Genomic DNA, 24684 nt, shown 5'->3' with positions numbered 1-24684 from the left:
CGAGCGCGTTTCAAATATATGATACACTATATATCACAATGGGATGGCTCTCCATGACCACCGAAAGCGCAACCGCTTGTCCCGTTCTGCACAACCGCGACGATCGCAAGTCCGCGGAGCTCGCCGATGCCGAGGCGCGGCCCGAAGCGGGCTTCGCGCCGATCCACCAGTTCGGCTTCGCGCGCGACATCATGCGCAGCGCCGCGGTGCGGCAGGGCATGGAGGTCGACTATTTCAAGGACAAGGAGCCGAGCAAGGTTCCGGTGATCTTCCTCGATGGCGAGGTCCACAAGAAGCGCCGCGCCCAGTTGGCGCGCTATTTCACGCCCAAGGCGATCGCCGGGCGTCACCGCCAGGTGATGGATCGTACCACGGCCGAGGTCATGGGCGAGCTGCGCCGCGCGGGCCGCGGTCAGCTCGACGTGATGAGCCTGCGGCTCGCCTGCGACGTCGCGGCCGAGATCGTCGGGCTGACCAACACCGATGCCGCGGCCATGTCGAACCGGCTGCGCAAGAAGTTCACCGCCAGCGGCAAGCGCAAGCGGGCTGGGTTGCTGGGGCGCTTGGGCGCGCTCGAGGATACGCTGCGCACGATCTGGTTCTTCAAGCGCGACGTCGTCCCGGCGATCCGCCATCGCCAGACGCACGACTGCGACGACGTGATCTCGTTCCTCGTGCGCGAGGGTTTCTCCGATCAGGAGATCCTGGTCGAATGCATGACCTATGCGACCGCGGGCATGATCACCACGCGCGAGTTCATCGTCATGGTGGCCTGGCACCTGCTCGAGAACGAGGCCCTGCGCCGCCAGTTCCTCGACGGCGGCGAGGAGGTCCAGTTTGCGATCCTAGACGAGATCCTGCGGATCGATCCGGTCGCCGCCTATGTCTACCGCAAGGCTGAGGAGGACCTCGTCACCTCGGACGGACGCCAGGTGAAGGCGGGCGAGCAGTTCCTCGTCGACATTCGCAACATCAACGTCGACGAGGCGGCGACGGGCGCCTGTCCTTTCGCGATCGACGCCGAGCGTTCGAAGCGCGAGCGCATGCCCTCGAACTGGCTGAGCTTCGGCGACGGCCCGCACCGCTGCCCCGGCGCGCAGGTGGCGATGCACGAGACGCGGGTGTTCATCGACGCATTGCTGCGCGTGCCGGGCATCCGCCTCGCCCGCAAGCCGACGATGGGCTGGATCGAGGACATCAACGGCTACGAACTCCACGGCGCGATCGTCGAGTGCGATCGCGCCTGAGGACGGTCACCCCATCGTCACGCCGCCGTTGACGTAGAGGTTCTGGCCGCTGACGAAGCGGCTGGCCTCGGAGGCGAGGTAGAGCATGGCATAGGCGATGTCGCTGGGCTCGCCGATGATGCCGAGCGGCGCGGCACCGCGGCGCAGGCGCAGGGCTTCCTCGCGCTTGGCCTCGTCGAGGCTGCCGTCGGGCTTGCGGTAGGACCAGGTCGCCAGCGTGGTCTCGACGAAGCCCGGCGAGACCGTGTTGGCGCGAATGCCAAAGGCGCCCATTTCCTTGGCGACGTTGCGCGTGATCGCGGAGACGCCCGACTTGGTCATGGCATAGACCGACATGCCCGGCGGGGCGGAAATCGCGCCGGTCGAGGAGATGTTGATGATCGAGCCGCCGCCGGTCTCCTTCATCGCCCGCGCGGCTGCCTGGCTGCCCCAGAACACGCCCTTGAGATTGATCGCCACGACCTTCTCGAGCAGGTCCTCGGTCACGTCGAGGAAGGGACAGGGGCCGGCCGTGCCCGCGACATTGGCCCAGACGTCGATCCGGCCGTGCAGTTCGAGCGCCTTGGCCGCGAGCGCGTCGATGTCGGCCTTGCGGCTGACGTCGGTGTGCAAGGTCGTCGCGGCGGACCCGATCAGCCGCGCGGTTTCGGCGAGGCCCGCCTCGTCGACGTCGCCGATCACCAGCTTGGCGCCGGCCTCGGCGAAGGTCTGCGCCGCCTGCCGGCCGATCCCCGCCGCCGCCCCGGTCACCACCGCCACGCGGCCTTCGAGGCTGAATTCGTCCATCAGTGCCATCGTCTTCTCCCAAGTCCTTGCCCGCCGCTTATGGGCCCAGGTGCAGGCGCCGGGCAAAGAGGCGCCGGCACTTCCATATTTACGGCAATCGGGACGAGCTCCCGTTGTCGAACCGCGGCGGCGAAACCATATCGCGCGGGCCAACCTGCGGAGGGTAATTCATGAGCTTCCAACTTTACGACGCTTCGGCGCCGGTCTTCGTCGCATCGCTGCGCAACATGAGCGCCTGGCTCGACAAGGCCGCGGCCGAGAAGGACGAACGCCTGCTGATCGACGCGCGGCTCGCGCCCGACATGCGGCCGCTGTCCGCGCAGTTCCAGATGGCCTCGGACAGCGCCAAGAACGCCATGGCGCGGCTGGCCGGGATCGAGGCGCCGTCGATGCCCGATACCGAAGCGAGCTTCGCCGAACTCCGCGATCGCTGCGCGCGCACGATCGCCTTCGTCGAGAGCGTCGACGCCGCAGCGGTCAACGCCGGCGAGGACCGCGAGGTGACGCTGAAGTTCCCCAACGGCATGGGCTATGCCTTCACCGGTCGCGCCTATTTGACCGGCTTCGCGCTGCCGAACTTCTTCTTCCACGTCACCACGGCCTACGCGATCCTGCGCGCGCAGGGCGTGACGATCGGCAAGCCCGATTTCCTCCAGCACCTCGGCCCGCCGAACATCACCGCGGGCTGAGGCGCCGGTGGCCAATCAGCCCCCCATGAAGGCGGGGCTGATCGCGCCGGTGAAGACGCCGCTGGCGAAGCCCTGGTCGGTGTAGAGGAACGATCCCGTCACCGCGCCGCACAGCGGGCTGTTGATCAGGATCAGCGGCCAGGCCTGCTCCTCGGCCGTGGCCATGCGGCCCAGCGAGGGGAAGGGCCAGGCGGCGATGAACTCGTCGGTCATGATGTCCTTCGAGGCATCGACGAAGGCGGTCTTGGTCGGGCAGGGGCCGATCGCGTTGAGGCGGATGCGGCGCGTGTTGCCGAGCTCGACCGCCTTGTTCTGCACCCAGATCACCAGCATTTCCTTCGAGCTGGTATAGCCGTCGCGAACTCGGCTGGTGGGATCGGCCTCGCACCAGGCATAGGCCTCGTCGGGGTCGGAGATCGCCAGCATTTCCAGGCTCTGCGCCAGGTTCTTCTGCCAGCCCATCGCCGCGTCCGAGCTGATCAGCGCGATGCCCGCGCCGTCGCGCACCGAAGGCAGCACACTTTCGACGAACAGCCGCGTGCCGATGTAGTTGACGCGCATGCAGTACATCGGCCCCTTGATGTGCGGCGGCAGGCCGGCGCAGGGGAAGACGAAGTCGATCGGGCCGACGTCGGCGAGGCCCGCCGCGGTGGCGCGGACCTGGTCGAAGTCCGACAGGTCGCACTGGCGAAAGCTCGCGTGCGGCACCTTGGGCTGCTGGATGTCGACGATGTGCACCTTGGCGCCGAGTTCGCCGAGGATTCGCGCGACCTGCTCGCCCATGCCCGAGGCGCCGCCGGTGACGACGATCGTCTTGTCCTTGTAGCCTAGGCCCTGGCCCAGCCCGTCGAGATTGCTCATTGTCCTCTCCTCATTGTCCGTAAGCTGTGAAAACCGGTCGTCCGTCGACCTCGCGCAGGTGGCCGACATGCGGCGCCACGAAATGCGCGGGGATCACCAGCGCGCCCGTTGCGACGAAGCGATCGATCAGCCGCCGTCGCGTGACCAAGGTCTGCGCGAAGTCGTCGCAGGTGCCGGCGTCGATCTCGGGGTGGATCAGCTCGATCGGGTGATGGAACACGTCGCCGGTAAACCAGGCCTCTTCGCCCGCCGAAGCCAAGTGCACGACCGAATGGCCGAGCGTGTGGCCATAGGCGGGCCGCGTCTCGAGGCTCGGCGAGATGCGGTGGTTCTCGCCCACCGCGTCGACCAGCCCGGCCTCGATCACCGGCTGGACGCTGGCGGCGAAGATGCCGGCGTTCTCGGGTACGTGCTGGTAGCCGGGCAGATCGGGGTTCCAGCGATCGAGCTCGCGCTGGGCGAGCAGGTAGCGTGCGTTCGGAAAGGTCGGCACGAAACGGCCGTCGCGCAGGCTTGTGTTCCAGCCGCAGTGATCCGAATGGAGATGCGTGCAGAACACATGATCGACATCCTCGGGCCGGATGCCGGTGGCGGCGAAGCGCTCGATGAACGGCGTGTCGAGGTTGTCGAACAGCGCGAAGTGCGGCAGCTGGCGGCCGTTGCCGACGCAGGGATCGATGACCACGACCCGCCCGTCGACCACGACGATCCAGCTCTGCACGACCATGTCCCAGGTGCCGTCGGGATTGGCCCATTGCGGATAGAGCCAGTCGGCATTGCGCGCGACCAGGTCCTCGCCGAACATCGCCAGGGGCATCGGCGCGGTCATTTCCTCGATCCGATGGATCGTCGCCTCGCCGACGGTGAACCTGTTCATCGCGCGCTCCTCAGGGAATCGTCCGGCCCTCGGCCTCGATCTCGGCGAAGGCTTCGAGGATAGCGTGCTTGGCCGTGTTGGCGATGGGGAAGCCGCCGTAGAACACGGCCGAGTAGAAGATCTCCTCGAACTCCTGGCGGGTCAGACCGTTGGCCAGGCCCATGCGGACATGGGCCTTGATCTCCTCGGGCTGGCGCAGGCCGATCAGGATGCCGAGCACGGTGAAGCTGCGCAGCTTGCGCGGCAGCTGCTCTTCGCGCGTCCACAGCTCGCCATAGGGCAGGTCGAGCGTCCACTTGGCCTGGAGCGGGCCGAAGGTCTCGCGGTTCTCGCCCAGCGCCTCGACGTCTTCGGTCATCGCCCGGCCGAAGCCCTCGGCGAAGATCGCGTGGCGCGGGTCCCCGCCGGCGGTCACTTGGCCGCGGCCTCGTCGAGGTCCTTGAACGCGGCCAGCATCGCCGCCTTGGCGGTGTTGGCGATGGGGAAGCCGCAATAGGGCAGCGCCGAGTAGAACACCTCCTCGATCTCCTGCCGGGTCAGCCCGTTCGCGAGGCCCATCTTGGTGTGGTAGCGGATCTCTTCGAAGCTCCTCAGGCCGATCATCATGCCCAGCACGGCGAGGCTGCGGTCGCGCCGGGCCATCTGCTCCTCGCGCGTCCAGACCTGGCCGAACGGCCATTCCATCGACCATTGCGCCTGGAGCACGCCGAAGCCTTCGCCGCCCTCGACGTGGTCGCGCAGGCCCTGCGCCTGCTCGGGGCCATAGACCTCCTCGAAGACCTTGATGCCCTTCTCGAAATTCTCGTTCATCGACTCATCCTACCTTGGTCACGGCGCCGCCATTGGCGGACGAAGCGCGCATCGCGTCAAGGATCTGCATCGAGGCGAGGCCGTCGCGGAAGGTCGGCACGGGAACGGCAGAAGGCGAGGGCTTGCCCTCGATGCCCGCGTGCAGCGCCTCGCAGAAGCGGGTGAACGGCCCGATCTCGAAGTGCGACATGCGCCGCGCGCCTTCTTCAGCGGGCGGTGCGGGCGGCAGTTCGAGGTCGGGCGTGACTGCCAGCTCGCGCGTGCCCTGCTTGTCGGCGACGAAGACCTTGCCGGCCTCGGTCCAGACCGTGCCCTTGGTACCGGCGCAGCGCCACAAGGTCGCCGAAGGGCCCCAGGCGCCCGCGGTCTGCTGCATCGAACCTTCGACCCCGCTCTTCATGCGGAAGCGCATCGAATAGGAATCCTCGACATCGGCCTTGCGGTCCGAGGTCAGGAACAGGTTGGCGCTGACGTCCTCGAATTCGCCGAGCCAGGCGCGGATCTGGTCCATCAGGTGTGAGCCGCCGGCGCCGAGCCAGCCGCCGCCCGATGCCTTGTCGAACCACCACTTGGGCAGCGGCGTCTCGGGATCGGCGCAGAACGGGATGAACTGGTCCATCACCAGGAAGCGCGGATCGCCGATCATGCCCTCGGCGATGGCGCGGCCGAACAGCGCGCGATCGGGCAGCCAGCGGAACTCGTGCGCGACCATGTGGAACACGCCGGCCTTCTCGGCGGCATCGAGCATGGCCTGGCCTTCGGCGGCGTCGAAGGCGAAGGGCTTTTCGCAGACGACGTGGCAGCCGTGGGCGATGGCCTTGAGCGTCAGCGCCGCATGGGTGCTCGGCGGCGTCGCGATGGTCACCACCTTGGCGCTCGTCGCCGTGATCGCCTCGTCGAGGTCGGTGAAATGGCGTGCGATGCCGTTCTGCGCGGCGCGCTTGGCCAGCTTCTCGGGGGTGTTGCCGACCAGGCCGACGACCTCGAAGCCGGTCGCGCGCAAGGCGGGCACGTGGATACGGCAGCCGAAGCCGGTGCCGACCACGAGTGCGGGGATGGGGGCGGTCATTGTGGGTCTCCCAATTCGTATCAGCCCGTCCTCCCCGCGAAAGCGGGGACCTTTGGCCGGTGTGTCTCCGCGATCTCGGACAAGACCGAGAGAGGTCCCCGCTTTCGCGGGGATGACGGTTTTCCTTACGGCCTGTTCCTCACATCACGACGTGGACCTTGGTCTCGTCGTTCGGTCCGCGCAGCTTTTGCATCGTTCCGGCCAGGTCCGCGAGCGGCACGGTGTTCGTAACGATCGCCTTAGGATCGCAGTGGCCCTTGTCCATCTGGTCGGCGATGTAGAGGAACTCCTTCATCGAATAGCCGACCGCGAACTGGATCGAGGCGCACTTGTAGCTGGCGAGGCCCGGGATCACCGGATCGGGCGCGGTGCAGAAGCCGAGGCTGACCACCTTGCCGAACTGGCCGACGTGCATGACCGACTTCATCAGCATGCCCTCGGCGCCGACGCATTCGAACACGATCTGCGGGCTGCCGCCGAGCGCCTCGATCACCTCGCCGATCTCGTTGTCGCCATAGGCGATGAAGGCGTCAGCGCCCATTTCGAGGCTCAGGTCCTTGCGCCGCGACGATCGCGACATGGCGACGATCTTGCCCGCGCCGAGGCGCCGCGCCCAATAGATCGCATAGAGCGCGACGGTGCCGCCGCCGAGCACGAGCACGCGGTCGCCGGGCTGGATCTGCGCGAGCTTCACGCCGTAGAGGCTGATCGCTAGCGGCTCGATCAAGGCGCCGTCCTCCATCGACAGCACCGAGGGCAGCCGCGTGGCGACGCTGATAGGCACGCGTGCCAGTTCGGCGAAGCCGGCCATGGCCGAGCCGGGGCTGGCGTTGCACAACACGTTATTGCCATGGCCGCGGCACGACTGGCATTCGCCGCAAGCGACCGAGGGCAGCACGGCGATGCGCTCGCCGACCTGGAAGCTCGTCACCTCCTTGCCGACCTCGACGATTTCGCCGGCATATTCGTGGCCGAACTGCACGCCCGCGCCGAAGTCCCACATGCCGCCCTTGGTCATCGACAGGTCGGTGCCGCAGATGCCGCAGCGCGCGACCTTGATGATGAGGTCGTTCGGCCCGGGTTCGGGATTGGGCAGGTCCTCGATCGTGATCGCCCCGCCCTGTCCGGCATAGATCGCGGCCTTCATGCCTTCTTCTCCAGCAGATCGAAGCGCTGGACGTAGTCGCCGAAGGGCTCGCGTGCCTGTTCTTCGGTCATGCCGTAGTCCTTGATGCTGTAGCGGTGCGCGCCGCGCGCCAGTTCGGGCTTCTCCTCGATCCGCTGAGCCATGGCCGCGCGGGTGTCGTCGGGGATGTCCATGTCGATGAAGGCGTAGATCCGTTCGAGCACGCCCATCGGATCGCGGTGGAAATCGGCGTGGACCACGTCGAGCACCTGGCCCGGATGCTGCTCGCGCACCTTGTCGCAGCGGCGCACGGCGTCGGACCAGACGTCGACCTCGCGCACCAGCATGTTCTCGGCGCGCTGGTCGTAGCGGCCTTCTTCGTAGATCGGGTGCAGGTTCATCAGCAGCGAGACCAGGCTGGGGATCGCCTTGGCCGGATCGCGGTGGGTCTGGATCACCTTGGCGTCGGGATAGACCGCGAACAGCAGGTCGAGGTTCTCGATGTGCCCGGGATTCTTGAGCAGCCAGCGCTTGTCGGGATCGTTCATGCCGATCAGCTGCACGCACTTGTAGTAATAGTCGTAAGCAGCGCGCTCGTCCTGGTGGCGCTGCCAGGCGTCATAGGTGGCCGAGGACCAAGAGCACGACAGGATGTTCGAATTGAAGCTTTGATAGAGGAGCATGCAGCATTCGTGCACCTCCTCGGCGGCGATGTGGTGCGCGGCGCGCTTCTGCGGTGCGGCGGCATAGCGCGCTTCGATCACCGCCATCGACTTCTGGAATTCGGGATAGCTCGCCCAGGTGTCGAGCGGCGGGCGCGGCATCGGGCTGTCGAGCAGCCAGGTCTGCAGCCCCTGGAAGCGCGGATCGACCGCCATCAGCCGGTGCAGCGCGGTGGTGCCCGTGCGCGGCACGCCGGTGATGACCACGGGACTGACGATCGGCTTCGTATCGAAGCCCGGGTTTGCCTTCATCGCCTTGACCGCGTGGGCGCGGCCCTTGAGGACGTGGACCACCTGGCCCCAGGCAGCGCGGTGGCCGTGCTCGGTGAAGCGCGGGTCGTAGTCCATCGACTGGAGGAAGACCTTGAGGCCGGGCAGGTAGTCTGCCGGGCCGAAGTCGTCGCTGCCGACCTCGCGCGCGACGAGCTCGTGGAGCTGGTCCGCAGCGTGGCGGAACTGGGCGGGGGGATCGTAGGTCAGGTCCATGTGGTCAGGTCCCTCATTGGTTTCTTAGATCCTCCCCCAGCGGGGGAGGGGGACCAGCCGAAGGCTGGTGGAGGGGGAGCGGCAGCAGAACGAGGTTGCGTTTGCTCGTGCCCCCTCCGTCAGTCGCTGCGCGACTGCCACCTCCCCCGGAGGGGGAGGTTCAGCCCTTGCATCACACATCGGGCATGCCCCCCAGCGCCGGGCCGCCGTTCACGCCGATGGTCTGGCCGGTGATGTAGGAGGCGGCGTCGCTGGCGAAGAAGACGATCATGTTGGCCATCTCGTCGGGTGTACCCGTGCGGCGCAGCGGGATCGCCTTGCCCATCTCGTCCGGCTCGAGCCCCGCGACCTGCCAGGCGTCGAGCACGCGTGGGCTGGCGATCGCGCCGGCGGCGACACAGTTCACGCGCACGCCGTGCTTGCCCCATTCGGCGGCGGTCACGCGGGTGAACATCTGCAAGGCCGCCTTGGCCGCCGAATAGTGCGCGCCGCCGCGCACGCCGTTCTCGCCCGCGCCCGAGGATATGTTGACGATCGCGCCGCTCTTCTGCGCGATCATGTGCTTGCCGACCTCGCGCGTGGCGACATAGGCCGAGCGCATGTTGAGATCGAAGATCGAATCCCAGCCCTTGCTCGGGATCGTCTCGAGCGGGCCCATGCGCGTGCCGCCGGCGTTGTTGACCAGCACGTCGATGCGGCCGAATTCGTCGACCGTGCGCTCGACCAACGCGATCACGGCATCCTCGTTCTTGACGTCGGTCGGCACGGCCAGGCAGCGCTGGCCGCTCTCCGCGGCGATCCGTGCGGCGGCCGCTTCGAGCTCGTCGACGGTGCGGCTGCAGATGACCACGGAGGCGCCGAGCTTCGCCAGCTGCAGCGCGGTGGCATAGCCGATGCCCGTGGCGCCGCCGGTGATGATGGCGACGCGGCCGGTGAAGTCGAGCTGGTCGCGGATCACCACCGGCGCCTCCGCTGGCAGGCGCGGACGCGCGTGCGCAGCTCCTGGTCGCGTTCCTCGGGGGTGACGACGGGCGTGTCGGCGGGCAGGTGGTCGCGCAGCTCGGCCAGCTTCACGCGCTTGATCGTCGGCAGCGGCTCGCTGTCGCAATCGTACCAGCGGCCGTAGATGCCGCCCTCGGTGAAGCCCGCAGGGTCGAGCCAGTTGGGCACGCCGGGGTCCTCGAGCGCGATCACCGCGCGGAACTTGCCGTCGGACGACAGCTTGGCCATCGCGCCGTTGGTGCTCGACAGGCGGTAGACGTATTCGAGCGCGTTGAAATAGGGGTCGTTGAGCTGGATGTTCCAATAGGGCGCATGCGCCGGAATCTCGGTCTCGACGATCAGCGCCTCGTCGGGATCGAACTGGAAGTTCGCCGGCCAGTAGACCTGCTTGACCAGTGCGCCCTGCATGCGGATCGGTTCGAACACGTTCCAGCCGACGCGCTCCATCACCCCGTTCTGCATGGCGAAGTAGAGATTGGTCTTGCGCTTGGGGAACTTCGCCATCTCGCGGATCTTGTCGAGGATCTGCTCGGGGGTGAGGCGCGGCTTGGGCGGCACCGGGCTCAGGCATTCGATCGACAGCTCGGGATCGGTCTCGCCCGCCCAGTCGTAGCGGCGATAGCGCAGGTACATCGCCCCGGCCTGGGGATCGATCTGCGCCCACTTGCCGGTATAGCCTTCGGGCCGCTCGGCGCTGAACACCACCTCGAAGTCCTCGCCGAGTGCGAGGCCGAGGTCGGTGTCGTCGTAGTCGTTGTGCGCGTTGGGGCGCGGCATCTCGTCGACCGTGCCCGACATCTTGCCCTGGATCGTGAACGACAGGATCTTGCAGGTGCCGCGGTTGCCCGAGACGCGGTAGACAAGGTCGCCGCGGATCGGGGTGAAGACGTAGATGTCGTCGGGGTTGGGCTGGAGCGTGTAGACCGGGTTCCACAGCGGCCCCCAGTCGGGATGCTCGGGCGTGGCGTGGAAATACATGAAATAGGCGAACGACAGGCTCGTCATCGTCTGGCGGTAGAGATCGGCGCGATAAGCCGGATCCTCGGGCCGCCAGGTCTGCGCGAGGTTGTCCACCGCGCCTTCGAGGTCCGCCAGATAGGGCAGGATCGCCCGCTCGATCTCCAAACTCATCGCACTCTCCCGCACCCGGTCCTGCCGGGATTCGTCATTAGATAGTATACGCTATCTTTTATCTGGCAAGCGCGGAATGATCAGACCGACCAACTCTCCCGCGCGTTGAGCAGTTCGGGATCGAAACCGGCGAGACGCTTGTAGTCCGCCGAGATCGCCGCGCGCTCGTCGACCGGCAGCAGCGCACCGAGATCGGCCGCCGGATCAGCCGCGCGCTGGCGTGCGAGTTCGAGGACCTTGTCGGGCCCCTGCGCGCGGTTGCCGAGGACGATGCGGCTGGTCGGCTCGCGCCGGGCCGCTTCGTAAGCGGCGAGGCCGGCGGCGGGATCGGCGCCCTTGGCCAGGTGCCAGGCGAGCGCGCGTGCATCGATGATCCCCTGGGTCGCGCCGTTCGAGCCGATCGGGTACATCGGATGGGCAGCGTCGCCGGCGAGGGTCACGCGGCCGAACGACCAGCGCGGCCGCGGATCGCGATCGACCATCGGGAATTCGAAGACTTCGCCGCTGGCCGCGAGGATCGCGGGCACGTCCGTGCCTTCCCAAGCCCAGCCGGCGAACCGCGGGAGCAGCATGGCCTTGTCGGCCGCGCGATTCCAATCCTCGAACGGCTCCGCGCCCGGTTCGCCGGTGCGCAAGTCGCAGACCCAGTTGAGCAGGATCGTCTCGCCCTCGCGCCGGATCGGATAGGCGATGAACTTCTGGTCGGCGTGGCCGACCCAGAGCATGCGCGGGCCGAAGCGTCCGGCGGGCAGGCGCGTGGTGCCACGGAACAGCGAGACGCCGTTCCACTTGGGCCGCCCCTCATGCGGATAGAGCTGGCGGCGGACGACCGAATGGATGCCGTCGGCACCGATCGCGACATCGGCGCGGACCTGGCCGCCGCCGCGGAAATCGAGCCGCACGTCCTCGACCTCTTCGGCAAAGCGCTCAAGCGGCTGGCCGGTGCGGATAGCCTGGCTGCCCAGTCGCTCGACCACTTTGTCGCGCAGGAACAGTTGCAGCGCGCCGCGGTGGATCGCCACCTGCGGCCAGCGATAGCCGGCGGGCAGCCCGCGCGCCTCGCTCCACACCGCGCGGCCGTCGGCCATGTGGTAGTCGAGCCCTTCGATCGCGACGCCGATTTCCGTGAGTTCATCGAGCAGGCCCAGTTCGGCCAGTTCGCGCACCGCATGCGGCAGCAGGTTGATGCCGACGCCGAGCGGACGCAATTCGGCCACCGCCTCGTAGACCGTCGGGCGGAAGCCTGCGGCATGGAGACTCAAGGCCGCGGTAAGCCCGACGATGCCGCCGCCGACGATCGCGATGTCCATCACAGCACCGGGTAGATGTCGAGCGTGACCTGGCGTGGGAAACGCTCGCCCACGGCAATCGCGATGATGTCGTTGAGCCGCGCCAGCGCCGGGCTGGCGGTGACGAAGCGCATGGCCGTGCGGAAGTAATACTGGTCGCCGGGCACGATCTCGCCGGCGGCGATCCGCGCGAGCACTTCGGGTGGGCCGGCGCGAAGGCCATCGGAGCGAACTTCGACGTTCCCCTCTTCGAGCGCGAGCACATAGCGCGCCGAAATCTCGAGCCGGCCGTCGGGCAGGATCGTCTGCCAGTCCATGCCGCCGGGCACCACCGTGCCTTTCCAGGCGCCGGCGACCGTGCCGCCGAGCAGCGGGACATAGCGCCGGACCTGGCCGCCGGTTTCGCCGACCATGACGGGTTCGCCGACATCGACGGTGAAGGTCATCAGCTTCTCGCCGGTGACGGTGCCATTCATTCGGCGGCGCCGATCGCCAGTTCGACCGGGGTGAGCCCGTCGATCGTGCCGACCAGCCTGTCGCCCGCAGCGATCGGACCGACGCCGGCGGGGGTGCCCGTGTAGATCAGGTCGCCCGGTTCGAGGTGGTAGAAGGTCGAGAGGTAGGCGATCAGCTCGGGCACGGTGAAAATCAGCTCGGTCAGGCTGGCGTCCTGCTTGACCGCACCGTTCTGCGTCAGGCGGATCGCCTGGTCGGAAGCCGCGCCGAAATCGGCAGCGCGGGTGATCGGGGCGATTACTGCGGCGTTCTCGAAGTCCTTGCCGAAGTCCCAGGGGCGGCCCTGGTCGCGCGCGGCGTTCTGCAGGTCGCGGCGGGTCATATCGAGGCCACAGGCATAGCCGTAGACCACTGACAGCGCGTCGTCCTCGGCAATGCGGAAGGCCGGCGCGCCGATCGCAAGGACCAGTTCCATCTCGTAGTGGCAGTTCGCCGTGCCCAGCGGATAGGGAATTGTCGCGCCGCTTTCGCAGAGCGCCCAGGGCGACTTGGTGAAGAAGAACGGCGCGTCCTTGTCGGGCGAGAAGCCCATCTCCTTGGCATGCGCGGCATAGTTGCGGCCGACGCAGAAGATGCGGCGCACGGGGAAGCGCGCGGCCTCTCCGAGCACGGGAACCGAGGGATTGGCGGGCAGATCGAACAGCTTGGTCATGCCACAGGAGGTGCCGCAGGCGAGACCGGCAGGCAAGAGCCGCTTGTCGTGCCCCGCGCGAATGGCCATTATCGCCTCAACTATGACGGAAGCGCAGTATCTATCGGGGCGTTTGCTGCTGGCGATGCCGGGGATGTTCGATCCGCGTTTCGACCATTCGGTGATCGCGATGTGCATGCACGACGAGAACGGCGCCTTCGGCGTCGGGGTCGGCCACGTGCGCGAGAACATCCGCTTCCACAAGCTGCTGCGCGAACTCGACATCGATCCCGGCGTCGCGCCCGACTGCGACGTTCACCACGGCGGGCCGGTCGAGCCGGGCCGCGGCTTCGTGCTCCATTCGACCGACTGGGGTGGGCAGGGCACGGTCGAGATCGACGGGCTTTGCGGACTGTCGGCCTCGCTCGACATCCTGCGCGCGATCGCCGAGGGGCGCGGTCCCCGGCACTGGCTGATCGCGCTCGGCTATGCCGGCTGGGGCGCGGGCCAGCTCGACGAGGAAATGCGCCACCACGGCTGGTTCGCCGCCGAGCCGCATAGCGAGATCCTGTTCGGTACCTCGTGGGAAGATCGCTGGACGGGGACCTGGAAGGCCGAAGGGATCGATCCCGCACTGCTCGCGAGCGAGACCGGGCACGCCTGAGGGGCTTCGGCAAATTTTTCTGCGATAACGGCCTCAACAACTCGTCGCATTGCGCTCGTCGCTCCGGCCGATGACTGGTATTTTCAATTTCGGGAAGTGTGTCGGTTGGCCAATAGCAGAGCCGCCGCCCCTACCCGGAACCCCCGGGGGCGGCGGCCATCGCCGACATAGCGGTCATAGCGCGCTACCGCTGATTGCCTCGATAACAGACTCTTCTCACATACTCTCCGTCACCCCGGGCTTGACCCGGGGCCCCGCTGTTCTTCAGCGCGGCGGTACGGGCAAAGCGGGACCCCGGGTCAAGCCCGGGGTGACGAACGAGGAATGGCGAAGATTCCACCTTTCAATCGTTGACCCTCCCGTCCGCTCCCCACGACAAAGCAGGCTTCCGTCATCCCAAACGAAAAAGGGCCCGCCGCAGCGAGCCCTTCCCCTGTTCGGCGCAAGGCTGTCGGTCAGAGACCGACCACGCCGCCGTCGTTCTTGGTGATCGCGATCGTCGCCGAGCGCGGGCGGCCCGAGGCGGTGCCCGCCTGGCTCTGCGGCCAGTTGCTGGTGATGTTGCCCGGATTGCCGTTCTCGCCCGGGTGCTGGATGTTGACGAAGACGGTGCGGCCATCGGGCGTCGAATCGATGCCGGTGATCTCGCATTCCTTCGGACCGACCAGGAAGCGGCGCAGGTTGCCGCCCGGCGCGGCGCCGATGCGGGTGGTCTGGGTACCGCTGGTCGCACCGATCGTGTTGGTGATCGTCTTGGTCGTGCCGTCGCCGACCGTGCCCGGCTGCGAACAGAGCAGCATGCAGTTGGTCACGTCGGTATAGGCACCGTCGTCGGTTTCGATCCACATCAGCGGCTTGACCAGGCCCGAGGCGTTCGACGGACGGCCGAACCACAGACCGTCGCACGACGAGAAGTCGTTGTCGGCGGTCAGGCCCGAGAGGTTGATGTTCGTCGCGTCGAGATCGGCGCCGGCACCGAAGACGTAGATGTCCCAGGTGAAGGCGGTCGCCTCGGTCGTGTCGCCGGTTTCCTTGAGGCGGATGATGTGGCCGTTGGCATTGCCGTTGGTCGCGCCCGAGGTGACTTTGGGATCGGTGTAGGCGCGCGGGTTGGCGGCATCGGTGGTGGCGACCGTGCGCGACGAGTTGTTGGTCAGCGTCAGGTACATTTCGCCGTTGGCCGGATTGACCGCGGTCCATTCGGGACGGTCCATCTTGGTCGCGCCCAGCGCGTCGGCGGCGAGACGCGCGTTGATCAGCACGTCGGCCTGGTCGGCGAAGGCGTAGGTCGTGTTGGCGGCGGTCAGCGGACCCTGACCGAACACCAGCGGCAGCCACTGGCCCGAACCGTCGGCATTGAACTTGGCGACGTAGAGCGTGCCGGCGTCGAGGTACTTGTCGCCGATCGCCAGGCGGTTGGTGGTATTGGCGTCGGCCGCGGCCCAGGCCGTGTTCGACACGAACTTGTAGAGGTATTCGTTCTGCGCGTCGTCGCCGAGGTACCAGGCGGGCTTCTTGCCGTCGATGAAGCGGCCCGGCCAGGCGCCTTCGTGGTTCATGCGGCCCAGCGCGGTGCGCTTGCGCGGGATCGAGGTCGGATCGTAGGGATCGATCTCGACCACCCAGCCGAGCTGGTTGATCTCGTTGCGGAAGTCACCCGTGCCGTCGGCGGGCTTGCTGGCGTCGATCGTGATGTTGAACTTGGCGATCGAGGTGTCGCCGGCCGGCGCGGTCGCCGTGGTCCAGCCGTAGTTGCCGGCATTGGCCGTGCCCTTGCCGTAGCGGGCGAGCGAGGTCTGCGACTTGGTGCCCGCGCGTGCGGTGACGTCGCTGGCGTCGCGGCGGAAGTAGCCGACCCAGTTCTCTTCGCAGGTCAGGTAGGTCTGCCAGGGGGTATAGCCGTTGGCGCAATTGTTGATCGTGCCGCGGGCCTGGGTGCCGTCGGCCGAATAGAGCGTCTTGAGCTGCGCATTGCCGCGCGCCGGGCCGTTGATCACCATCGGCGTGAACGGCGTGATGCGGCGGTTGAAGGTCGAGGCCTGGACATAGCTCCAGGTGCCGCTCGATGCGCGGGCGAATTCGACGACGGCGACGCCGTGGCACTCGATCTCTTTGATGACCTCGGCATAGGGGCGGTTGCCCGCGGTCGCGCCGGCCGGGTGGAGATAGGCCTGGTTGATGTTCTCGTGGTTGATGCACATCACGCCGCGCGTGTTCGACGTGGCGTCGGGCGTACCCGTGGCCGACAGGCCGAAATAGGTCATGCCGTCGTGGTGGTCGCCGCCGCGCTGGGCGTAGTTGCTGTCGGTGCCGTCGTTGGCATAGGCGGTGACGCCCGAGGCGAGCGGATCGCCAAGGCGGTAGACGACCGTGGCGGTGTAGCCGGCGGGGACAGTGACGAGGTCGGCCAGGCTCTTCGGCACGGCGGTGAAGCCGAGCGCGGCCGGGCTGACCGTCACGGTCGTGTCCGAGGTGGTGACCTTGCCCTTGTCGTCGGTGACGGTCAGCGTGAACTTGAGTTCGGTGGCGGCGCTGACGCTCGGCGCGAGGAAGGTCGCCGTGGCGGTGTTGCCGTTGGTCAGGGTCACCGTCGGGCCGGCGGTCTGGGTCCAGCTGGTGCTGACGATCGTGCCGTCGTCGGTGGCGGTACCGCTGAGCGTGACGACGCGGCCCGAGTTCGAGGTGCCGGCCGTGCCGGCGCTGACCACGGGGGCCTTGTTGTCGTCACCGCAGGCGGCGAGTAGCGAGGTGCCGAAGAAGGCGGCGGTCGCGGTAGCCATGCCGCCGAACAAGGTCTGCCGGCGCGAATAGCGCTCGTTGACCATCTCGTTCAGCGAGGGATTCGCCGAGCGGTTGGTGTCGACGTCGCCGTCGGTATAGCTGATGTGTCCCAGATTGTCTGTCATCGCCCGTTTCCCCAAGGTTTGTGTTTGGCGGGCGAGTCGTTAACGGCGCTCGATGACAGCCGTGTTCCAGCACGGTGGCAGAAAGGTTTCGAATTGTTGTCCGGTTTGTGACGGCTATGCTGCGTAGGCGCGCAGGAAGGTCGCCATCGCGCGATCGACCTCGGCCTCGATCGCTTCGGGTGTCAGCGCGTCGATTAAACCCATCAGCATCTGCTGGTGTCCGCCATACATCACCAGCGCCGTGAGTTGCCGCGCCGCGGTCAGGGCGTCGTCGCGACGCAGTTCGTCGCGTTCCATCGCGCCTTCGATGAAATCGGCGAGCAGACGCTGGGTCTGCTGCGGCGCGCGCGCATAGAAGATCCGGCCGATCTCGGGGAAGCGATTGGCCTCGCCGACGACGAGGCGGTGGATCGCAATCGCTTCGGGCGAGGTGACCTTGCGCAGGAATTTTTCGCAGAACCGGCGCAGCGCCGCCTCGACCCCGTCATCGGGGTTGAGGATCAGCGAGAGCTGGGCGCGAAAGGCGTCGGTCACGCGCTCGATCACGGCGCCGAACAGCACCTCCTTCGATTCGAAGTAGGACCACAGGGTACCTTTCGAGCCGCCGAGCGTTGCTGCGATGGCGGACATCGTGGTTCCGGCGTAACCCTGCTCGAGAAACGACTGTGCCGCGACGTCGACAATGGCTTCGCGCCGCGACTGGCGATTGGCTTCGCGGCGGCTCGGGGCAGGGCAGGAAGGCGTCTTCATATCTTCGTACTATAGAGTACGGTTTTTGGGTTGACAAGGTCGGGGCGCAGGCTCATCTAGCGCTCCATACCAACTGGTACGGTTTTTATGTCGCTGCCGAGTCTCTCCCAATCCCTGCGTCTTTCGGTGCCCCTGGCCGCGCTCGTCGCGGCCGCTTGCGCGCCGGTTCCCCAGCTCGGCCCCAAGCCGCTGCCACGCACCCCCCAAAGCGTGGCCGCCAGCCAGAGCCTCCCCGGCCAGCCCTCTGCGGTCTGGCCGGGAGACGGCTGGTGGCGCGGGCTCGGCGATGCCCAGCTCGATTCGCTGGTAGACGAGGGGCTGCGCAATTCGCCCGACGTCGCCGCCGCTGCCGCGCGCTTCCGCCGCGCTTCGGCCATGCGCCAGGAAGCCCGCGGCGCGACCCTGCCGACGCTCGACGTCGGCGGCTCGGCCAACTATCGCAAGCAGTCGCTCGAACTCGGCTATCCCGACGAGTTCAAGGCCTTCCTGCCCAAGGGCTGGAACGATTTCGCCGATATCAACGCCAGCCTCGACTACGAGCTCGACATCTGGGGCAAGAACCGCGCGGCGCTGGTCGCGGCGACGTCCGAACAGCGCGCCGCCGCGATCGACGCGCAACAGGCGCGGCTGATGCTCGCCGCGGGCATCGCCTCGGCCTATGTCGATCTCGCGCGGCTGTTCGAGGAACGCGACGTCCGCCAGGGCGAGCTCGACATCCAGCTTTCGACGCAGAAGCTGATCTCGCAGCGCCGGATCAACGGGCTCGAGACGCGCGGCAGCGAGCGCTCGACCGACGCCGAAGTGGCGACCGCGCGCGGTGCGCTCGCCGCCACCGACGAGCAGATCGCGCTGCGCCGCAACCAGCTCGCCGCGCTGCTCGGCGCCGGGCCCGACCGCGGGCTCACCATCGAGCGGCCGACCTTGCCCGTACCCGCCACGCGCGGTCTGCCCGAGGACGTCACGACGAACCTCGTCGGCCGCCGTCCCGACGTCGCCGCCGCGCGCGAGCGGGTCGAGTCCGCGGCCAGCCGGATCAAGGTCGCGCGCGCCGATTTCTTTCCGGCGATCCGCCTCTCGGCGCTGTTCGGCGTCCAGGCGCTGGGCGTGGGCAACCTGTTCCGCGACGATGCCACCTATGGCAGCGCCGGCCCGGCGATCAGCCTGCCGATCTTCCACGGCGGCGCGATCCAGGGCCGCTATCGCGGCGCCCGCGCCACCTATGACGAGGCCGTCGCGACCTACGACCAGACCGTGGTCACCGCCTATCAGCAGGTGGCCGACGCCGTGACCAGCCAGCGCGCCACCGAGCAGCGGCTGGCCCAGGCGCGCGAGGCGCTCGCGGCTTCGCAGGATGCCTACGACATTGCCCGCCAGCGCTACGAAGGCGGGCTTTCGAACTACCTCGATGTCCTGACCGTGCAGGACCGGCTGCTCCAGGCGCGGCTTGCCGTCGCCGGGCTCCACGCCGGGCTGCGTTCGGTCGACATCGCTCTCATCCGTGCTCTGGGCGGCGGTTTCGAACCCAGCCGCGCCCCTTCCAAGGACCTTCCCAATGGCTGACGCCAATCCTTCCGAAATCCGCGCCGACGACGCTGCGCCGATCGCCGCCGAGAACCACGCCGCTGCCGAGGAAGAGGCCGCGATCAAGGCCGCGAGCCGCAAGGCGCAGCGCCGCGTCTGGCTGACCCGCCTCGCGATCGTCGTCCTGGTCGTCGCGGTCGGTTATGGGCTCTGGTACTTCCTGATCGGTCGCAACCACGTCAGCACCGACAACGCCTATGTCAACGCCGAGGTCGCACAGGTGACCCCGCTCGTCGCGGGCCAGGCGATCGAGGTCAACGTCAAGGACACCCAGGCGGTCAAGCGCGGCGACATCCTCGTCAAGCTCGACCCGTCGAACCAGAAGATCGCGGTCGCCCAGGCCGAGGCCGAACTGGCCGAGGCACGGCGCAAGTTCCGCCAGAGCGTCGCGACGAACGCCGCGCTCTCGGCGCAGATCTCGGCGCGCGGCTCGGACATCGCCGCGGCGCGGGCGCAGGGCATGGCTGCCCAGGCCGAGTTCGAGAAGGCGCGCATCGACCTGTCGCGGCGCCAGGCGCTCTCGGGTAACGGCGCGGTCTCGGGCGAGGAACTGAGCTCGGCGCGCCAGGCCTTCCAGTCGGCGCGCGCGCAGCTGGCCCAGGCCCAGGCGGCGATCGCCCAGGCCGAATCGACCCGCACCGCGGCGCAGGGCCAGTACGCAGCCAACGACGCGCTGGTGCGCGGCTCGAGCGAGGACACCGATCCCGCGGTCCAGGCCGCGCGGGCGAAGCTTGATGCGGCCCGGCTCGATCTTGAGCGCACGGTGATTCGCGCGCCGATCGACGGCACCGTCACCAAGCGCCAGGTCCAGCTCGGCCAGCGCGTCGCCCAGGGCACGCCGATCATGACGATCGTGCCGCTGACCCAGGTCTACATCGACGCCAACTTCAAGGAGCGCCAGCTCGAGCGCGTCCGCATCGGCATGCCGGCGACGGCCAAGGCCGACATCTACGGCGGCTCGGTCACCTATCACGGCAAGGTCGCGGGCATTGCCGGCGGTACCGGTGCCTCGATGGCGCTGATCCCGGCGCAGAACGCCACGGGCAACTGGATCAAGGTGGTCCAGCGCCTGCCCGTCCGCATCGAGCTCGATCCCAAGGAGGTCGCCGAGCATCCGCTGCGCGTCGGTCTGTCGATGGAAGTCGAGATCGACGTCGCGGGTAACTGACGGAAGCGCGAGGAGTCTCGCCATGGCCAGCAAGCCGCAAGCCGCCGAGGAACAGACCTGGCTCAAGATCCCGGCCTCGCGGCGGGTCCTGGCCGGGATCGTGCTGGCGCTCAGCAACTTCATGGTGGTGCTCGACATCACCATCGCCAACGTCTCGATCCCGCACATCTCGGGCAATCTCGGCATCTCGCTCGATCAGGGCGCCTGGGTCATCACCTCCTATGCCGTGGCCGAGGCGATCTGCGTCCCGCTGACCGGCTGGCTGGCCGGGCGCTTCGGCGCGGTGCGCTGCTTCATCATGGCGATGATCGGCTTCGGCATCTTCTCGGTGCTCTGCGGCAGCTCGGTGACCCTGGGCATGCTCGTCGCCTGCCGCATCGGCCAGGGGCTGTGCGGCGCGCCGCTGATGCCGATGTCGCAGACGCTTATGCTGCGTGTGTTCCCGCCCGAAAAGCGGACCATGGCGATGGGCATCTGGGCGATGACCACCTTGCTGGGCCCGGCGCTCGGTCCGATCATCGGCGGCGCGATCAGCGACAACATGTCGTGGCACTGGATCTTCTTCATCAACCTGCCGATCGCGGTGTTCTGCGTGGTCATGGCCTATCTGGTGCTGCGCCCGGTCGAGACCGAGACGCGCAAGCTGCCGATCGACATGATCGGCCTGGGCCTGCTGATCTTCTGGATCGGCTGCCTGCAGATCATGCTCGACATCGGCCGCGACCATGACTGGTTCGGCGATCCGATGATCGTGATGCTGGCGATCGGCGCGGCCATCGGCTTCTGCGTCTTCATCATCTGGGAGCTCACCGAAGAGCATCCGATCGTCGACATCCGCATCTTCCGCAATCGCGGCTTCTCGGCGGGCGTGTTCACCCTGGCCTTCGGCTTCGGCGCCTATTTCGCCTCGATCGTGCTGATCCCGCAATGGCTGCAGAGTTCGATGGGCTATACGGCCACCCAGGCCGGCCTCGTCACCGCCTTCACCGCGATCGCCGCGATCTTCGTCTCGCAGGTCGCCGCCAAGATGCTGGCCTGGGCCGATCCGCGCATGATGATCTCCTGCGCGATCGTCTGGATGGGCCTCATGACCGTGATGCGCACGGGCTGGACCACCGATATCGACTTCTGGTCGCTGTCGATCCCGCAGATCCTCCAGGGCCTGGCGATGCCGTTCTTCATGATCCCGCTGACCTCGGTCTCGCTGGCGGCGGTCAAGCCTCATGAAGTGCCTTCGGCCGCGGGCCTGCAGAACTTCCTGCGGACCATGGCGATCGCGGTTTCTACTTCGCTGGCGCTGACCGCGATGGGCGATTCACAACGCGTGTCGCGTAGCGAACTGGTCGACAAGCTCCAGCCCGATGCGACGGTCCATGCCCTGTCGGGCGCCGGCATGTCGATGGAGCAGGGACGGCAGACGATCTCGAACGTGGTCGAGCAGCAGGCGACGATGCTGGCGGTCGACCACACGTTCTGGGCCACGGCTCTCGTGCTTTTCTTCGCTGCCGCGCTCGTCTGGATCTCGCCGCGGCCGAACAAGATGGTCGGCCCCGGCGCCGGCGGGCACTAACCTTTCGATTTCCGAAAGGCCTCGGCCATCCGCGCCACGAGGTCGGGGCGGTTGACCGTTTCGAGCTGGCGCGCGGTCTCGAGCGTGATGAACTCGGTGACCGCCAGTTCCTCGGCAGAGATCAGATTGGCCTTGGCCATGCGCAGCGCAAGCGGATCGCGCGCGGTGAGCTCCTCGGCCAGCGCCAATACTTCGTCGTGCAGGCTGGCGCGTGGGAACAGCCGCGTGACCAGATCGAGTTTCAGTGCCTCCTCTCCGGTGATCTTGCCCGGGAACAGCATCATCTCGCGCGCCCTGGCGCCACCGACAATGCGCGTCAGGAACCAGGGCGGCCCCATGTCGCTCGACACGCCGACCTGGAGGAAGGCCGTGTTGAACCGCGCTTCGGGCGTGGCGAAGCGGAAGTCGCAGGCGGTGGCCCAGCCGAGCCCGGCCCCGGCACAGCCACCGTCGATCGCGGCGATCGTCACCTGCGGCATCGTGTGGAGCACGGCCGCTGCCTGGTGCATGCGCCCGACGCGCTCGGACGTCGGCGGGTCCCCACCCACATCGGCGCCCGAATCCTCCGCCGTAAGATCGGCGCCGACGCAGAAATCGGTGCCCGCGCCGCGCAGCACGACGACGCGCGCATCGCTCGCAGCCACCTCCTGGATCACGCGGTAGAACACCTGGCACATGTCGACGGTGATGCCGTTGCGCCGCTCGGGCCGGTTGAGCGTGACCAGCGTGATCGCCTCGCGCCGCTCGACGAGGACCGAATCCTCACTCATTGCGGGTTGGCCCAGTTGGGCTTGCGCTTTTCGGCGAAAGCGCGCGGTCCTTCGCGCGCATCGGGGCCGGTCAGCAGGCTGCGCACTTCGGGCAGGTGGAACATGTCCTTCATCGAATGCTGAAGGCCGTGGCCGTCGACCGACTGGACCACGGCCTTGGTCGCGGCGATCGAGGCGGGGGAGCACTGCATGATCTCATCGGCCCAGCGCCGCGCGGTGGCGAGCAACTGATCGCCGGGCACGACCTCGGCGACGAGGCCCATGGCCTGGGCTTCCTGCGCGGAGATCTTGCGGCCGGTCAGCAACAGCGCGTGCGCGCGCTTGGGGCCGAGTTCCTCGACCAGGCGCTGGATGCCGCCGCCAAGTGCGGCAAGGCCGACGCGCGGCTCGGTCAGGCCGAAGGTCGCGGTCTCGGCGGCGATGATGATGTCGGCGGCGAGCGCGGTCTCGAAACCGCCGCCCATGGCCATGCCGTTGACCGCGGCGATCACCGGCTTGCGGCGGTTGAAGCGCCAGACCAGCCCGGCAAAGCCGCTCTCGGGCACGGGCGGCCGCTCGCGCGACATGTCGGTGACGATGTCCGCGCCCGCGCAGAAGGCCTTGTCGCCCGCGCCGGTGACGATCGCGATCCACAGGTCGGGATCGCTGTCGAAGCGGTCGAACACGTCGCCGAGTTCGTAGCTGGCATCCGAATGGAGTGCGTTGCGCCGCTCCGGCCGGTTGAGCGTCACCGTTATGACGTGCCCGTCGATCGCGACGGTGCAGAATTCGGTTGCCATGTCGGTCATCGTCTCGCCCTTATTTTGGGATGATCATGTCAAAATGACATACATATTCCGACTTGGTCAACCGGCGATCGACGGGCTGGCGCGGCGGTCTTTCCTGCCTATACCGGGGCGATGCGACAGGCTTCGACCATCCTCACCGTCGCCACGCGCGGGCGCGGCTTCACCGAGATCACCCGGGAGATCGCGACCTGGCTCGGCGCGACGGGCATTCAGGAAGGGCTGCTGACCTTGCTCTGTCGTCACACCTCGGCCTCGCTGCTGATCCAGGAGAATGCCGCGCCGGCGGTGAAGACCGATCTGGCCGCCTGGTTCGAACGAATCGCGCCCGAGGGCGAGGGCTATGCCCATGACGACGAAGGGCCCGATGACATGCCCGCGCATTTGCGCGCGACCCTGACCGGGGTGAACCTGTCGATCCCCTTGCGCCACGGGCGCATGCAACTCGGCACCTGGCAGGGCATCTATCTCGCCGAACATCGCCGCGCCGCGCATCGGCGCGAGGTTGCGCTGCACGTTCTCGGCGAATGACGCCGCTGCGGTGATTGGGCACTTGTTCAGCAAGGCCGAGGCTCTATGGAATGCGCGAGCCAGTTGAGAGGAGAGACCAGGACATGAGCTTCGAGCCGAACGAGCGCGATATCGCCGCGCGCATGGCGCAGACCGTCGGCCAGGCGCCGCGCATCGCGCCGCTGCCCGAGGACAATCTCCCACCCGAGGCCGAGGAGGCCGCGGTCGAGATCCGCGCCGCCTTCGGCATGCCCGAGAACGGCTTCATGCCCGAGAGCTTCCGCCAGATGCTGGTCCATCCCGAGCTGTTCCGCGGCCAGATGGCGATCGGCATCGCGCTGGCCGCCAGCGCCATCCCGCCGCGCGAGCGCGAGCTGGCGATCCTGCGCAACGCCTGGATCTGCGGCGCGCCCTACGAATGGGGCGAGCACGTCGACATGGGCAAGAAGCGTTGCGGCGTGACCACCGAGGAGGTCGAGCGCTGCACCGTGGGTTCGAGCGCCGAGGGCTGGAGCGAGCACGATCGCGCGATCATGAAGGGCGTCGAGGAACTCCACGCCGACTACGCGATCTCCGACGAGACCTGGTCGACCCTGGCCAAGACCTGGAACGACAAGCAGATGATGGAATTCCCCGTGCTGATCGGGGTCTATACCACCACGGCAATGCAGCAGAATTCGGTGCGTTTCCGTCTCGACGGCAGCAATCCGGGGCTTACCCACCGCTAGAGTCATTCAG

25 protein-coding genes are annotated in these 24684 nt (G+C 67.6%); 8 read left to right on the top strand and 17 right to left on the bottom strand.

Annotated elements, in window-relative coordinates; translation table 11 throughout:
- Nucleotides 1-53: 53 nt before the first annotated feature.
- A complete protein-coding gene (locus OLX23_RS06175) occupies nucleotides 54-1247 on the top strand; it encodes a cytochrome P450 (protein ID WP_264443817.1) in 1194 nt (397 codons plus the stop codon).
- A gap of 6 nt (nucleotides 1248-1253) precedes the next feature.
- Here OLX23_RS06175 and OLX23_RS06170 read toward each other — a convergent pair whose 3' ends face one another.
- Nucleotides 1254-2042 carry an SDR family NAD(P)-dependent oxidoreductase gene (locus tag OLX23_RS06170; RefSeq protein ID WP_264443816.1) on the bottom strand — a complete coding sequence of 263 codons (789 nt, stop codon included), beginning with the start codon at nucleotides 2040-2042 and terminating at the stop codon, nucleotides 1254-1256.
- A gap of 161 nt (nucleotides 2043-2203) precedes the next feature.
- On the opposite strand from OLX23_RS06170, the gene OLX23_RS06165 reads away from it, so the two are divergent.
- Nucleotides 2204-2722, top strand: coding sequence for a DUF1993 family protein (locus OLX23_RS06165; RefSeq protein ID WP_264443815.1), 519 nt, complete (start codon nucleotides 2204-2206; stop codon nucleotides 2720-2722).
- Between the two features lie 15 nt (nucleotides 2723-2737).
- On the opposite strand, the gene OLX23_RS06160 is transcribed toward OLX23_RS06165, so the two are convergent.
- The 12 genes from OLX23_RS06160 to OLX23_RS06105 all read right to left on the bottom strand — a co-directional run bounded on the left by OLX23_RS06160 (nucleotide 2738) and on the right by OLX23_RS06105 (nucleotide 13263).
- The gene (locus OLX23_RS06160) at nucleotides 2738-3583 is read right to left on the bottom strand and encodes an SDR family oxidoreductase (RefSeq protein WP_264443814.1); all 846 of its coding nucleotides are present in this window, start codon (nucleotides 3581-3583) and stop codon (nucleotides 2738-2740) included.
- A gap of 10 nt (nucleotides 3584-3593) precedes the next feature.
- A complete protein-coding gene (locus OLX23_RS06155; protein ID WP_264443813.1) occupies nucleotides 3594-4460 on the bottom strand; it encodes an MBL fold metallo-hydrolase in 867 nt (288 codons plus the stop codon).
- Nucleotides 4461-4470: 10 nt separating this feature from the next.
- Nucleotides 4471-4875, bottom strand: a complete 405-nt coding sequence (locus OLX23_RS06150; protein ID WP_264443812.1) for a carboxymuconolactone decarboxylase family protein — start codon at nucleotides 4873-4875, stop codon at nucleotides 4471-4473.
- On the bottom strand, nucleotides 4872-5270 hold the full coding sequence (locus tag OLX23_RS06145) for a carboxymuconolactone decarboxylase family protein (protein WP_264443811.1): 399 nt from the start codon (nucleotides 5268-5270) through the stop codon (nucleotides 4872-4874). Before OLX23_RS06145 ends, OLX23_RS06150 begins: the two co-directional genes overlap by 4 nt.
- Before the next feature lie 4 nt (nucleotides 5271-5274).
- Nucleotides 5275-6339, bottom strand: coding sequence for a Gfo/Idh/MocA family protein (locus OLX23_RS06140; RefSeq protein ID WP_264443810.1), 1065 nt, complete (start codon nucleotides 6337-6339; stop codon nucleotides 5275-5277).
- Between the two features lie 139 nt (nucleotides 6340-6478).
- Entirely contained in the window at nucleotides 6479-7486 is a 1008-nt protein-coding gene (locus OLX23_RS06135; protein WP_264443809.1) for an alcohol dehydrogenase catalytic domain-containing protein, read from the bottom strand.
- Nucleotides 7483-8673: a sulfotransferase family protein gene (locus tag OLX23_RS06130; RefSeq protein WP_264443808.1), complete on the bottom strand. Its 1191-nt coding sequence runs from the start codon at nucleotides 8671-8673 to the stop codon at nucleotides 7483-7485. Before OLX23_RS06130 ends, OLX23_RS06135 begins: the two co-directional genes overlap by 4 nt.
- Nucleotides 8674-8845: 172 nt before the next feature.
- Nucleotides 8846-9631, bottom strand: coding sequence for an SDR family NAD(P)-dependent oxidoreductase (locus OLX23_RS06125; RefSeq protein ID WP_264443807.1), 786 nt, complete (start codon nucleotides 9629-9631; stop codon nucleotides 8846-8848).
- A complete protein-coding gene (locus OLX23_RS06120; RefSeq protein WP_319641309.1) occupies nucleotides 9628-10800 on the bottom strand; it encodes a hypothetical protein in 1173 nt (390 codons plus the stop codon). Before OLX23_RS06120 ends, OLX23_RS06125 begins: the two co-directional genes overlap by 4 nt.
- Before the next feature lie 86 nt (nucleotides 10801-10886).
- On the bottom strand, nucleotides 10887-12116 hold the full coding sequence (locus OLX23_RS06115) for a flavin-dependent oxidoreductase (protein WP_264443805.1): 1230 nt from the start codon (nucleotides 12114-12116) through the stop codon (nucleotides 10887-10889).
- Nucleotides 12116-12571 carry a DUF3237 family protein gene (locus OLX23_RS06110; RefSeq protein ID WP_264443804.1) on the bottom strand — a complete coding sequence of 152 codons (456 nt, stop codon included), beginning with the start codon at nucleotides 12569-12571 and terminating at the stop codon, nucleotides 12116-12118. The genes OLX23_RS06115 and OLX23_RS06110 overlap by 1 nt, the downstream gene beginning before the upstream one ends.
- Nucleotides 12568-13263, bottom strand: coding sequence for a fumarylacetoacetate hydrolase family protein (locus OLX23_RS06105; protein ID WP_264444895.1), 696 nt, complete (start codon nucleotides 13261-13263; stop codon nucleotides 12568-12570). The genes OLX23_RS06110 and OLX23_RS06105 overlap by 4 nt, the downstream gene beginning before the upstream one ends.
- 82 nt (nucleotides 13264-13345) lie before the next feature.
- Between OLX23_RS06105 and OLX23_RS06100 the strand changes: the two genes are divergently transcribed.
- Nucleotides 13346-13906 carry a YqgE/AlgH family protein gene (locus OLX23_RS06100; protein WP_264443803.1) on the top strand — a complete coding sequence of 187 codons (561 nt, stop codon included), beginning with the start codon at nucleotides 13346-13348 and terminating at the stop codon, nucleotides 13904-13906.
- A 455-nt stretch (nucleotides 13907-14361) separates the two neighbouring features.
- Here the strand turns inward: OLX23_RS06100 and OLX23_RS06095 are convergent, their stop codons facing one another.
- On the bottom strand, nucleotides 14362-16812 hold the full coding sequence (locus OLX23_RS06095) for a PhoX family protein (protein ID WP_264443802.1): 2451 nt from the start codon (nucleotides 16810-16812) through the stop codon (nucleotides 14362-14364).
- 114 nt (nucleotides 16813-16926) lie between these two features.
- Nucleotides 16927-17562 carry a TetR/AcrR family transcriptional regulator gene (locus OLX23_RS06090; protein WP_264443800.1) on the bottom strand — a complete coding sequence of 212 codons (636 nt, stop codon included), beginning with the start codon at nucleotides 17560-17562 and terminating at the stop codon, nucleotides 16927-16929.
- 87 nt (nucleotides 17563-17649) lie between these two features.
- Between OLX23_RS06090 and OLX23_RS06085 the strand changes: the two genes are divergently transcribed.
- The 3 genes from OLX23_RS06085 to OLX23_RS06075 are packed head-to-tail and all read left to right on the top strand — an operon-like array spanning nucleotide 17650 to nucleotide 21881.
- Nucleotides 17650-19122: an efflux transporter outer membrane subunit gene (locus OLX23_RS06085; protein ID WP_264443799.1), complete on the top strand. Its 1473-nt coding sequence runs from the start codon at nucleotides 17650-17652 to the stop codon at nucleotides 19120-19122.
- On the top strand, nucleotides 19115-20311 hold the full coding sequence (locus OLX23_RS06080) for an EmrA/EmrK family multidrug efflux transporter periplasmic adaptor subunit (protein ID WP_264443798.1): 1197 nt from the start codon (nucleotides 19115-19117) through the stop codon (nucleotides 20309-20311). The genes OLX23_RS06085 and OLX23_RS06080 overlap by 8 nt, the downstream gene beginning before the upstream one ends.
- Nucleotides 20312-20333: 22 nt before the next feature.
- Nucleotides 20334-21881, top strand: a complete 1548-nt coding sequence (locus OLX23_RS06075; protein WP_264443797.1) for a DHA2 family efflux MFS transporter permease subunit — start codon at nucleotides 20334-20336, stop codon at nucleotides 21879-21881.
- On the opposite strand, the gene OLX23_RS06070 is transcribed toward OLX23_RS06075, so the two are convergent.
- Together OLX23_RS06070 and OLX23_RS06065 are read right to left on the bottom strand one after the other, a co-directional pair.
- Nucleotides 21878-22651, bottom strand: coding sequence for an enoyl-CoA hydratase/isomerase family protein (locus OLX23_RS06070; protein WP_264443796.1), 774 nt, complete (start codon nucleotides 22649-22651; stop codon nucleotides 21878-21880). The genes OLX23_RS06075 and OLX23_RS06070 overlap by 4 nt on opposite strands.
- Nucleotides 22648-23439: an enoyl-CoA hydratase-related protein gene (locus OLX23_RS06065; protein ID WP_264443795.1), complete on the bottom strand. Its 792-nt coding sequence runs from the start codon at nucleotides 23437-23439 to the stop codon at nucleotides 22648-22650. Before OLX23_RS06065 ends, OLX23_RS06070 begins: the two co-directional genes overlap by 4 nt.
- Nucleotides 23440-23550: 111 nt before the next feature.
- On the opposite strand from OLX23_RS06065, the gene OLX23_RS06060 reads away from it, so the two are divergent.
- Both OLX23_RS06060 and OLX23_RS06055 read left to right on the top strand, forming a co-directional pair.
- Entirely contained in the window at nucleotides 23551-23967 is a 417-nt protein-coding gene (locus OLX23_RS06060; RefSeq protein WP_264443794.1) for a secondary thiamine-phosphate synthase enzyme YjbQ, read from the top strand.
- Nucleotides 23968-24050: 83 nt separating this feature from the next.
- Entirely contained in the window at nucleotides 24051-24674 is a 624-nt protein-coding gene (locus OLX23_RS06055) for a carboxymuconolactone decarboxylase family protein (protein ID WP_264443793.1), read from the top strand.
- The last annotated feature ends 10 nt before the right edge of the window (nucleotides 24675-24684 follow it).

Source organism: Novosphingobium sp. JCM 18896, assembly GCF_025938095.1.
Lineage (GTDB): Bacteria > Pseudomonadota > Alphaproteobacteria > Sphingomonadales > Sphingomonadaceae > Novosphingobium.
Note: the sequence above shows the minus strand (reverse complement) of the source record. Positions and strands in the feature narration are given on the sequence as shown.

Bases quoted from the DNA above. Each gene is read 5' to 3' on its own strand.
- OLX23_RS06060 (WP_264443794.1), top strand. From the start codon at position 23,551: ATGCGACAGGCTTCGACCATCCTCACCGTCGCCACGCGCGGGCGCGGC.
- OLX23_RS06085 (WP_264443799.1), top strand. From the start codon at position 17,650: ATGTCGCTGCCGAGTCTCTCCCAATCCCTGCGTCTTTCGGTGCCCCTG.
- OLX23_RS06165 (WP_264443815.1), top strand. From the start codon at position 2,204: ATGAGCTTCCAACTTTACGACGCTTCGGCGCCGGTCTTCGTCGCATCG.
- OLX23_RS06130 (WP_264443808.1), bottom strand. From the start codon at position 8,673: ATGGACCTGACCTACGATCCCCCCGCCCAGTTCCGCCACGCTGCGGAC.
- OLX23_RS06105 (WP_264444895.1), bottom strand. From the start codon at position 13,263: ATGACCAAGCTGTTCGATCTGCCCGCCAATCCCTCGGTTCCCGTGCTC.
- OLX23_RS06095 (WP_264443802.1), bottom strand. From the start codon at position 16,812: ATGACAGACAATCTGGGACACATCAGCTATACCGACGGCGACGTCGAC.
- OLX23_RS06115 (WP_264443805.1), bottom strand. From the start codon at position 12,116: ATGGACATCGCGATCGTCGGCGGCGGCATCGTCGGGCTTACCGCGGCC.
- OLX23_RS06135 (WP_264443809.1), bottom strand. From the start codon at position 7,486: ATGAAGGCCGCGATCTATGCCGGACAGGGCGGGGCGATCACGATCGAG.
- OLX23_RS06065 (WP_264443795.1), bottom strand. From the start codon at position 23,439: ATGACCGACATGGCAACCGAATTCTGCACCGTCGCGATCGACGGGCAC.
- OLX23_RS06160 (WP_264443814.1), bottom strand. From the start codon at position 3,583: ATGAGCAATCTCGACGGGCTGGGCCAGGGCCTAGGCTACAAGGACAAG.
- OLX23_RS06145 (WP_264443811.1), bottom strand. From the start codon at position 5,270: ATGAACGAGAATTTCGAGAAGGGCATCAAGGTCTTCGAGGAGGTCTAT.
- OLX23_RS06070 (WP_264443796.1), bottom strand. From the start codon at position 22,651: ATGAGTGAGGATTCGGTCCTCGTCGAGCGGCGCGAGGCGATCACGCTG.
- OLX23_RS06100 (WP_264443803.1), top strand. From the start codon at position 13,346: ATGACGGAAGCGCAGTATCTATCGGGGCGTTTGCTGCTGGCGATGCCG.
- OLX23_RS06090 (WP_264443800.1), bottom strand. From the start codon at position 17,562: ATGAAGACGCCTTCCTGCCCTGCCCCGAGCCGCCGCGAAGCCAATCGC.
- OLX23_RS06075 (WP_264443797.1), top strand. From the start codon at position 20,334: ATGGCCAGCAAGCCGCAAGCCGCCGAGGAACAGACCTGGCTCAAGATC.
- OLX23_RS06080 (WP_264443798.1), top strand. From the start codon at position 19,115: ATGGCTGACGCCAATCCTTCCGAAATCCGCGCCGACGACGCTGCGCCG.
- OLX23_RS06055 (WP_264443793.1), top strand. From the start codon at position 24,051: ATGAGCTTCGAGCCGAACGAGCGCGATATCGCCGCGCGCATGGCGCAG.
- OLX23_RS06170 (WP_264443816.1), bottom strand. From the start codon at position 2,042: ATGGCACTGATGGACGAATTCAGCCTCGAAGGCCGCGTGGCGGTGGTG.
- OLX23_RS06110 (WP_264443804.1), bottom strand. From the start codon at position 12,571: ATGAATGGCACCGTCACCGGCGAGAAGCTGATGACCTTCACCGTCGAT.
- OLX23_RS06175 (WP_264443817.1), top strand. From the start codon at position 54: ATGACCACCGAAAGCGCAACCGCTTGTCCCGTTCTGCACAACCGCGAC.
- OLX23_RS06140 (WP_264443810.1), bottom strand. From the start codon at position 6,339: ATGACCGCCCCCATCCCCGCACTCGTGGTCGGCACCGGCTTCGGCTGC.
- OLX23_RS06155 (WP_264443813.1), bottom strand. From the start codon at position 4,460: ATGAACAGGTTCACCGTCGGCGAGGCGACGATCCATCGGATCGAGGAA.